Origin of the sequence: Nocardia pseudovaccinii NBRC 100343, assembly GCF_001613225.1 — a bacterium.
Lineage (GTDB): Bacteria > Actinomycetota > Actinomycetes > Mycobacteriales > Mycobacteriaceae > Nocardia > Nocardia pseudovaccinii.
In genome coordinates, this window is record NZ_BDBY01000123.1 from 1 (window position 1) to 9,000 (window position 9,000).

At 65.1% G+C, this 9,000-nt stretch carries 10 protein-coding genes and 2 pseudogenes; 4 read left to right on the forward strand and 8 right to left on the reverse strand.

Going from position 1 to position 9,000, the window contains the following annotated elements:
* The 5 genes from NP3_RS14885 to NP3_RS14905 all read right to left on the reverse strand — a co-directional run.
* On the reverse strand, positions 1-966 hold a 966-nt coding region (locus tag NP3_RS14885), incomplete at its 3' end, for an FAD-dependent oxidoreductase (protein ID WP_063041713.1).
* 2 nt (positions 967-968) lie between these two features.
* Complete coding sequence (locus NP3_RS14890; protein WP_063041715.1) at positions 969-1,346, reverse strand: carboxymuconolactone decarboxylase family protein; 378 nt, start codon at positions 1,344-1,346, stop codon at positions 969-971.
* Positions 1,343-2,230, reverse strand: a complete 888-nt coding sequence (locus tag NP3_RS14895; RefSeq protein ID WP_063041717.1) for an NAD(P)-dependent oxidoreductase — start codon at positions 2,228-2,230, stop codon at positions 1,343-1,345. The genes NP3_RS14890 and NP3_RS14895 overlap by 4 nt, the downstream gene beginning before the upstream one ends.
* On the reverse strand, positions 2,227-2,976 hold the full coding sequence (locus tag NP3_RS14900) for an SDR family oxidoreductase (protein WP_063041719.1): 750 nt from the start codon (positions 2,974-2,976) through the stop codon (positions 2,227-2,229). The genes NP3_RS14895 and NP3_RS14900 overlap by 4 nt, the downstream gene beginning before the upstream one ends.
* 36 nt (positions 2,977-3,012) lie before the next feature.
* On the reverse strand, positions 3,013-4,482 hold the full coding sequence (locus NP3_RS14905) for an aldehyde dehydrogenase (protein ID WP_063041731.1): 1,470 nt from the start codon (positions 4,480-4,482) through the stop codon (positions 3,013-3,015).
* A gap of 151 nt (positions 4,483-4,633) precedes the next feature.
* Here NP3_RS14905 and NP3_RS14910 point away from each other — a divergent pair, with 151 nt between their 5' ends.
* Positions 4,634-5,839 carry a cytochrome P450 gene (locus NP3_RS14910; RefSeq protein ID WP_063041721.1) on the forward strand — a complete coding sequence of 402 codons (1,206 nt, stop codon included), beginning with the start codon at positions 4,634-4,636 and terminating at the stop codon, positions 5,837-5,839.
* Positions 5,840-6,123: 284 nt separating this feature from the next.
* Here NP3_RS14910 and NP3_RS47950 read toward each other — a convergent pair whose 3' ends face one another.
* Positions 6,124-6,285 carry a hypothetical protein gene (locus tag NP3_RS47950; protein ID WP_157124319.1) on the reverse strand — a complete coding sequence of 54 codons (162 nt, stop codon included), beginning with the start codon at positions 6,283-6,285 and terminating at the stop codon, positions 6,124-6,126.
* A 689-nt stretch (positions 6,286-6,974) separates the two neighbouring features.
* Between NP3_RS47950 and NP3_RS14915 the strand changes: the two genes are divergently transcribed.
* The 3 genes from NP3_RS14915 to NP3_RS14925 all read left to right on the forward strand — a co-directional run bounded on the left by NP3_RS14915 (position 6,975) and on the right by NP3_RS14925 (position 8,509).
* Entirely contained in the window at positions 6,975-7,568 is a 594-nt protein-coding gene (locus NP3_RS14915; RefSeq protein WP_063041723.1) for a TetR/AcrR family transcriptional regulator, read from the forward strand.
* A gap of 93 nt (positions 7,569-7,661) precedes the next feature.
* Positions 7,662-8,030, forward strand: coding sequence for a cytochrome P450 family protein (locus NP3_RS14920; RefSeq protein WP_063041725.1), 369 nt, complete (start codon positions 7,662-7,664; stop codon positions 8,028-8,030).
* 284 nt (positions 8,031-8,314) lie between these two features.
* Complete coding sequence (locus tag NP3_RS14925; RefSeq protein WP_063041727.1) at positions 8,315-8,509, forward strand: hypothetical protein; 195 nt, start codon at positions 8,315-8,317, stop codon at positions 8,507-8,509.
* Positions 8,510-8,657: 148 nt separating this feature from the next.
* Here the strand turns inward: NP3_RS14925 and NP3_RS47955 are convergent.
* Positions 8,658-8,882 (reverse strand): annotated as a pseudogene (locus NP3_RS47955) (class I SAM-dependent methyltransferase); the annotation flags it as partial.
* Positions 8,880-9,000: pseudogene (locus NP3_RS49815) on the reverse strand (S-(hydroxymethyl)mycothiol dehydrogenase); the annotation flags it as partial. The pseudogenes NP3_RS47955 and NP3_RS49815, both read right to left, overlap by 3 nt.

Genomic DNA, 9,000 nt, shown 5'->3' on the forward strand with positions numbered 1-9,000 from the left:
CCGGCCCGGGTAAGTGTCCTCGGCGATGAAGCGTTCTCCGCGGCCGTTGACGACGATGCCGCGGGCGAGCATTTGCGGATCGCCGAAGAAGGCGACCTCGGTGGCGTCCATGGCCTCCACCTGTGCGCCCACGGCCTGCGCCACCCGGATGCCGATGCCGTCGTGCTCCTCGATCGCGGCGGCCGGGCGACCGATCAGGTGCGGCGCATGAGCGGCGACCATCTCCTCGTTGTAGGCAAAGCTGCCGGTGGCGAGGATGACACCGCCGTCTGCGGCAACAGTGAGGTCTCGACCGTAGCGGCGCGCGGCCACGCCGACCACCCGCCCGTTGTCATCGATGATCAGCCGTTGGATGCGAGTGTCGTATTCGACTCGGACGCCTAGCTTTTCCGCGGTGTCGACCAGCGGCTTCATCAGCATGTAGCCGCCGCCCTTTTCCCCGGTCCGCTTGTTCTGCATTTGCGGGACATGCCCGCGTGGTGCGGGTGTGGCGATTCTGTTGAACGGTGCGGCATTCTCGCCGCCGGAGTACATCAGGCCCTCATCGTGCGGTGGTTCCCAGCCGGGTTCGCCCCAGAACTCCTCCTTGAACCTGACCCCGCACTCGACAAGCCAGTCGTAGTGTTCGAGGCTGCCCTGGCAGTAGTCGGCGATCCTGACCGGATCGGCGGCAGGACCGACAGCGGCGAGCAGGAAGCTCTCCATATTCTCGGCACTGTCATCGAACCCGAGCGCTCGCTGCAGCGGCGTGCCGCCGCCCAGGTAGACGAAACCGCCAGCCAGCGCCGCGGCTCCGCCCCAGCCGCCGGTGCGTTCCAGAATGAGCACGTCCACGCCCGCGCGCGCGGCCTCGATGGCGGCGCAGACCCCGGCGATGCCGTAACCGGCGATGACGACATCCGCGCTGGCGCTCCAGTGGGAGATCTCCGACGCCTGTTGTGGTTGTACGGCTTCCATCTCGGCCATGCTCACTTACCGCTTTCCTGCGCCAGCACCTTGCCGACCGCGGCGTCGAGTTTGGTACCCGATGCCCAGCCGACGTAGTAGGCCAGGAACACCGCCACCTCACGCAACTGTTCGTCGTCGAGTTCACCGTTGCGCAGAGCCGCCCCGATCTGGATCTCGGCGACATCGAACAGACCCAGCGCGGTGAGGGCGCCGAACAGCAGCAGCCGCCGGTCCCGGATGGACAGTGCGGGGCGGGACCAGATTTCGGCGAACAGGTGGTCTGCCGTGAGACCGAAAAGATCACCAGGGCCATCGGCGAAGTCCCAGCCATACACCTCCCTCATCTTCGCGAGTCCCCGCTGACGGACAGTGTTGCCACCGTTGGTGTTCACGGTCATGATGTCTCCCTGTCGAGGACGGGCTGTGCGACGCCGAGACCGGCGCCCAACCCGGCCAGAGCTTGTTGCGCCAATGGCAGTTCGATGTTGAGCCGTTCGCCGAGTTCGAGCGCGAGAGTCAGGTCCTTCTCGCCGAGGTCGCGCACGTGACTGAGAATGGGGAACCAGAAGTCGTCCGGCGCGATCGGCGCGGTGGTGTCTCGCAGCATGATGGCTCCGGCCCCGCCGGTGATGGCGTCGGAATGGCGCACCACCCTGCCGAGTTCGGAAATATTCAACGCGGCGGCTTCGGCCAGCCGCTGCGCCTCAGTGGCAGCGGTGAACGCGACGAAGTGCAGCAGATTGCGTGCCAGCTTTATTCGCGTGCCCGCGCCGGCGGGACCGGCGTGCACGATCAGATTGGAGAAGCATTCGAACGGCGCCCGGATACGCTCCACGGCGGCATCGCTGCCACCGACCATGACGGCCAGGCTGCCTTGGGTCGCGGCCGGCGCACCGCCGCTGACGGGGGCATCGACGAATTCGACGCCGCGGTCGGCGCACACGGCGGCGAGGTTCTCCGCGGTTCGGTCGCTGATCGTCGAATGCACCGCGATGACGGCCCCCTCGGCGGCGGAGTTCAAGATGCCAGCCGGGCCCGTGACGACATCGATGACCTGCGCGTCGTCCATAACGGTCACGCAGATAACCTGCGCGTGCATCGCGAGCTGGGCTGGGTCGGCAGCTGACCGAGCACCGGCCTCGGTGAACGGCAGCGTCGCCTCGGCCCGGACATCGCACACGGTAAGCCCGCCCGGCCATTCCAACAGTCGCTTCGCCATCGGCGCGCCCATATTGCCCAGTCCAATGAATCCGACCGGAACTCTGGCAGTTTCGGTCGTCATCGGATGATCTGTCCGCCATCGACATTGAGGATCTGCCCAGTAACCCAGCCGGCGTCATCAGAGAGCAGGTACAGGCAAGCGCCCACCAGATCCCCCGGTGTGCCCATTCGCTTGATCGGGATGCGGGACACCATGTCCTGCACGATGCTCCCGGGCGTGACGGTCTGGGTGGCCTCGGTGTCGATCGGTCCGGGCGCGATCGCGTTCACGCGGATCTTCGACCCGCCTAGTTCGGTGGCCAACTGCTGAGTGAGGCCGTTGATGCCGACCTTGGCCAGCCCGTAGAAACCGGAGTACAGCCATGCTGCCGTGGACGATTGATTGACGATGGAGCCGCCCCCGGCGTCGACCATGGGCTGCCACACCGCGCGCGTCACGTTCAGCGCGCCGTCGAGATTGACGCTCATGAATTTCTTGTAGTAGTCCCACGGGACCGTGAGCAGCAGGTCGAGTTTCATGTCGCCATAGATCGCGGCGTTGTTGACCAGATGGTTGATGGCTCCGAATTCCGCGATGGTGAATTCTGCCAGGGCCGTGGCGGATTCGGGATCGGAGACGTCGACACGGCGGAAGGCCGCAGTGCCGCCGTCGGCGGTGATCTGCTTGACGACTTCTTCTCCACGCTCGACGTTGAGATCGGCGACGACGACGTTTGCGTCTTCGGCGGCAAGCGCTTTGGCATATGCCGCGCCGATGCCCTGCGCCGCGCCGGTGACGATCGCGGTGCGACCAGTGAATCGTGCCATGGTGTGTTCAGCTCCTCATGCTGGTACTTCGATGGATTAGGCCGGGGTGGCGATCAACTTGGTTTCGAGGTACTCCTCGAAACCGGCGACACCCATTTCCCTGCCGATGCCGGATTGCTTGTAGCCACCGAAAGGTGCGTCGGCGTGGTACCAGAGCCCACCGTTGACGCTCAGCGTGCCCGTGCGCACGCCCGAGACCACCCGTTCGACGCGTTCGGGATCGGTTCCCCACACCGAACCCGAAAGGCCGTAGGGCGATTCGTTGGCCAGCCGGATCGCGTCGGCGTCACCGTCGTGCGGGATCACCACGAGCACCGGGCCGAAGATCTCCTCCTGCGCGACGGTGGAGGTGTTGGGCAGCCCGGCGATGAGTGTGGGTTCGACGAAATACCCACGGTCCTTACCTGCGGGGCGGCCGCCGCCGGTGACGATATGACCGCCCTGGGCGCGGGCGATGTCGAGATAGCGTTCCACGCGGTCACGCTGGCGCGCGGAGATCAAAGGCCCGCAAATGGTTCCGGGCTTGGTCGGATCGTCGGCCTTGATCCCCGCCAAGGCACTGGCCGCGGCGGCCACCGCGTCGTCGTAGACCGCGCGCGGCACCAGCATGCGGGTGGTGAGCGCGCAGCCCTGTCCGGCGTGAATGGCGACCGAGAACGCGGTATAGCTTGCGGCGCTGACGATGTCGGCGTCATCGAGCACGATGGCAGCCGATTTTCCGCCCAGCTCGAGAAATGTGCGCTTGAGGGTGGTCGACGCATCCGCCATCACCGATCGCCCGGTCTGGGTCGACCCGGTGAAAGTGATCATGTCGACCCGCGGATCCTGGACCAGCTGGGCCCCCAAGGTGTGATCGTCGGAAGTGACGATATTGAGTACGCCCGCTGGGATTTCGGTGTGGTCGATGATGAGTGGGCCGAGCACCGCCGCACACCACGGCGTATCCGGAGCAGGTTTCAGCACCACTGTGTTTCCGGCGGCCAGTGCGGGTCCAAGCTTCGCGAGATTGATCTGGTGCGGGAAGTTCCACGGAGTGATGGCGCCGACCACACCCACTGCTTCGCGGCGGGTCGCGCGCCGACTGGAGATGCCCATCTGTTCGGCGACGCCGAGATCGGTGTGCCACGAATACGTTTCGGCCAGGTCGGCGGAAAACGACAGATCGCCGATCGGTCCTTCCAGTTGTGGGCCGCTGGTGAGCATGACCGGTGCGCCGACCTCGGCGACCGTGATGGCACGCAGTTCCTCGACGTGTTCGCGCAGGACGTCGCGCAACTGGCGCAGGCAATGCGCGCGGAAATCAGGGTCCCGGGACCAGCCGGTCTCGTCGAAGGCGCTCCGTGCCGCGCTGATGGCGGCGTTCATATCATCCGCCGAGGCGTTGGCAGCCTGGCCAAGGACCTCCTCGGTCGCGGGGTTGATCGTTTCGAAGACGCCCGAGCCGCCGGGGACGAGCTTGCCACCGATCAGCAGGGACGTGCCTTCGGGCGGGACGAGGCCGTTCATATTCAGGCTCCGATACATGTCTGGACAGGTGTTCGGAATATAGTTCGGATAGGCGGCCGAACGCAAGGACTGTCGATCATTGCGATGGACGCTCGTCGATGATAGTGTCCAGACACATGTCCAGCTATGTGTCTTCCGAAAGGAGGACGTCATGACCTCGGCCTCATTGGAGCCGTTTACGTTCGACCCCTACGACTATCGGTTCCATGAAGATCCGTACCCGACCTACGCGCGCCTGCGCGCCGACGCCCCGCTCTATCACAATCCGGAACTCGACTTCTGGGCGCTGTCACGGCATGCCGACGTCGTCGCGGGTTTCCGCGACAATGTCCGGCTCTCCAGCGCGAACGGGGTTTCGCTCGATCCCGCCGCCTGGGGACCGCACGCGCATCGCACAATGTCGTTCCTCGCCATGGACGATCCGCGTCACGTGCGGATGCGAAAACTGGTCTACAAGGGCTTCACCCCGCGCCGGGTGACCGAAATGGACAGCCGTATCCACGAATTGACCCTTGAACACCTGGAACCGGCGCTGGCACGCGAAACCTTCGACTGGATCGAGGATTTCGCTGGCAAGCTGCCCATGGACGTCATCTCCGAACTCATGGGCGTGCCCGAGTCCGATCGCGCAGAGGTGCGCCGCCTCGCCGACCTTGTCGTCCATCGCGAGGAGGGCGTGCTCGACGTGCCCGTCCCGGCGATCGAAGCGGCACTAGCGCTGATCGGCTACTACAGCGACATGGTCGCCGAGCGCCGTCGCACGCCCACCGAGGACCTCACCTCCGCGCTGCTGGATGCCGAGATCGACGGTGACCGGCTCACCGACGAGGAGATCATCGGCTTCATGTTCCTGATGGTGGTCGCCGGCAACGAGACCACCACCAAACTGCTCGGCAACGCCCTCTACTGGGCAGCGCGCAATCCCGCAGAATTCGGCAAGGTCCTCGCCGATCCGGATTTGGTGCCGGACTGGGTCGAGGAGACTTTGCGCTACGACACCTCGAGCCAGATCGTGGCGCGTAGCGCGGCCACCGACATCGAGTTGCACGGCGGCACGATTCCGGCCGGTTCGAAGGTGTTGCTGGTGATCGGCTCGGCCAACCGCGATGCGGAAGTGTTCGAGAACGGCGACGCCTTCCGAATCGACCGCGTCGGCAAGGGCAGCCTCGCCAGTTTCGGTGCGGGCGTGCACTTCTGCCTCGGGGCTCATCTGGCCCGCTTGGAGGCCACCATCGCCTTGCGTGAATTCGTCTCGCGCGTACGCGGTTACGAACTGGTCGAGTCCGGCATCAAACGGGTGCACTCGACCAACGTCCGCGGATTCGCCGCACTCCCCCTCACCGTGAAACCCCGATAATGCCACGCTTCGGACCCCATCCCGCCCGCCGCCCGCCCTGATCGCTGGAACCCCGTCCGGAATTGTGCGGCGGCGGCGGAATAGCTCGCCGAACTCGGCTACCTGGTGGCCCTCTGGGCGCGCCGCGTCGAACAGTGCGAGGCGCTCGCCACGAAGATCACCGGCAATGACGGGGCCGCCATTGTACGGCTGGCGCACCGCGTGATTCCGGGCGCTACACCGGTGCCCGTATCGACCTGAGCGAGACTGGAGCTCGCCAGCGGCTTCCGACGACCAGCGGCGTATCAGTGATGAGGTGTGGCTGGGGCCTCGGCAGCGGTATCGACTTCTTCAGCGGTGAGCCCGTCGCCGACGAGTTCCAGTCCAGCGTCGCGCGCAGACCATCCCAGCGCGTGGCTGATCCTGCCGCCGCAGATCCACGCCTCGGCACTGACGCCCACCTTCACCGTGTGTGGTCCGCGACGCGCTGCAGGTCGCTCGCGGTGGAGCGCGAACAGCCTCAGATCATGGTGATCAAAGGTAACGCCATACCCCGCCCGCTGTTGGACCCGTACGCGACTACCCGGTGGATGCTTCCAGCCTGCTGGCCATCTCATCCGGCGCCGCATTGCTGTCGCAGCCGGTGAAGAGAGTACTGCTGGAACGGCTTCCGTCAACCATTCCGACTCCATCGGTCGTCGGAGACCTGCTTCGGCGGAATCGGTTTCGCGACCAAAGATGATGATCCCGACCACCAGCCTCGCGTGCCGACCAGCCGCGGCATGGTCGTGGCGCCATGACCGATCGGCTGTTCAAGACCGTCGACGGTATGCGCCATAATGGTCACCGACGATCGCGCCTGCGTCGAGGACGATGGCACCGTAAGCTGCTCGGCCGCGGCAACATACTGATCAACCCCGGCGGCGAGAGGTGTTCGCCGTAGAGGTGAAAAGCGTTCTGAAATCCCATGATTCGGTGTTCGAGGCCTATAATCCGCTCCCGGCGGCAAACCCGACTACCAATAGCTAAGAACTATGCGCTGCCGCGTTCCGGACTATGGCGACGGCCTGCACCGGCGATCTATAGCGTTCCGTTCGCTTGAACCTCTGCTCACCACATTTGTCCTGGTCACAGGATTAAAGTAGTATCCAGACACATGTCCGAACTAGCATCTACCGGCATCGAGGCGACTCGACGACGCCTCACCGGGAAGCAGGCCGACACCGTCGACCGCCTCACTGCGGCCGCAGTCGATGTGCTGTCCCGGGAAGGATACTCCGGCACAACGATTCGACTGGTCGCCGCCGCCGCGGGTGTCGGCACGGCCACCGCCTACACATATTTCTCCTCCAAGGAACACCTGATCTCGGAGGTGTTCTGGCGGCGCTTGATCGCCGCCCCGCATTTGGAGGCCCCCGACGCGGACCCGGCCACACGCGTGGTTGCCGTCCTGCGTCAGATCTCCCTGCTCGTGGCCGACGAACCGGCACTGGCCAGTGCCGTCAGCGCCGCGCTGCTCGGCGACGATCCCGACGTCCAACACCTGCGCGTGCGCATCGGCATCGAGATCCACAACCGGCTCGCCGCCGCGCTCGGATCCAGAGACCCCAAACGCCTTTCGATGCTGGAACTGCTTTACGCGGGCGCGCTGTTGCAAGGCGGCATGGGACTGCTGTCCTACCAGGAGGTCGCCGACCTGCTGGAGATCTCCGCACGCCAGTTACTCGCCGATCCCGGCAACGGAAGCTGATCGTCACCCGCTCGCGCGAAACACGAAGTAGCGCTATACCGCTTCCTGCGCAAGTTCCGCGCCGGTATACCGGTCGACGGCCATCCTCGTTGCATGGACCACAACCTGGTCTTGTCGGCGGAGGCCAACGAGTTCTTCCGTGCCAGCAACGAGGACCTCCATCAGGATGCGGCCTACTCGTTTGAAACCGATCTCCGGCGAGGGGGCATCTTCGACACTCCACCCGAGCGGCGCACGGAGATACTGCACAATCAGGCGCTGCACGAGACCACATGCACGGGTACGCGACCACCATTGCGCGCGAAAGTCGGTTGTATGCAGGCCAGCTGGGCCGACGAGAGTGAGATCGATCTGCTCGAATTCTTTGCGGAGCTGATATTCGCCGGCCACCACACGACCTCAGGCACTGCGGCCTGGACGACCACCGAACTGCTGCGCACCCCGAGACACTGGAGACCATGAGGCCGAACTCGACGAACTGTACGCCGATGGCCGAAGGTCAGTCACATTGCGCTACGGTAGATTTCGAGTCTTGAGGCCGAGCTCGAAGGAGGCCTTGCGCCTGCATTCACCGCTGATCATCCTTCTGCGCATTGCGCTCGACGAGTTCGAGGTGTGCCAGGCACTGGGGGAACGGGCGGCCACCGCGCCCGCCGCGAGAGCCACTGGCTCGCAAATGAATCCGGAAGCTCCGGCGAAGCTTGCTGCCCAGCTGTTCGAGCATCTTTTACAGCCTCGGCTGCGACGTGACCCCGGCCGAACTACTCGGTGATCCTCGTCCGAACTCGGCGCCAGCGCAGCGGTGCCTGGTTGATGCACTGCGTGACCACGCCGACGGTGACAGCCCCACCGCTGCAATGCTGTTCACCGAGATGCAGCAGCTACGGGACGCGGACGGATCGCACTGGACCGAAATGGTGTTCACCGACGGCGAGCACTGAGCCGAGATGCCACCCGCGCGGTCATCCTGGCCGCGAACGCGCTCTCACGCACCACCGCCGCCAACGGGATCTTCCGCAACGCCCTCCCCGGCTGAGCCAACCATCGGAACGGACGGCGAGATGCAAATCGGTGGCCACCAGCGGCGTCTTATTCGCAGACGGCCGTGCGCCGCAGGATCCTCAGCGAGCCGGTCACCGAGAGTTCCTCGAACTCACCGGGATCCAGAGCGCGGCGATAGATGTTGTACGGGCCCTGACCGCCGTCGGCCGAGTCCGGGAACACGTCGTGTATGGCCAGTAAGCCCCCATCTCCACCCAGCGGGCCCAGCCGTCGTAATCGCGCTGCGCGGCCTTCGGTGTGGCCACTGTCGCCGAGCAAGAACGGAAACGCGTCGTTGACGCCGCCTTCACGGTAGGTCAGGGCGGTGTGGCACACACCGCATGCCAACACCAGCACGACCACATCGTGCGGCCCCGGATCCGGAATAGCG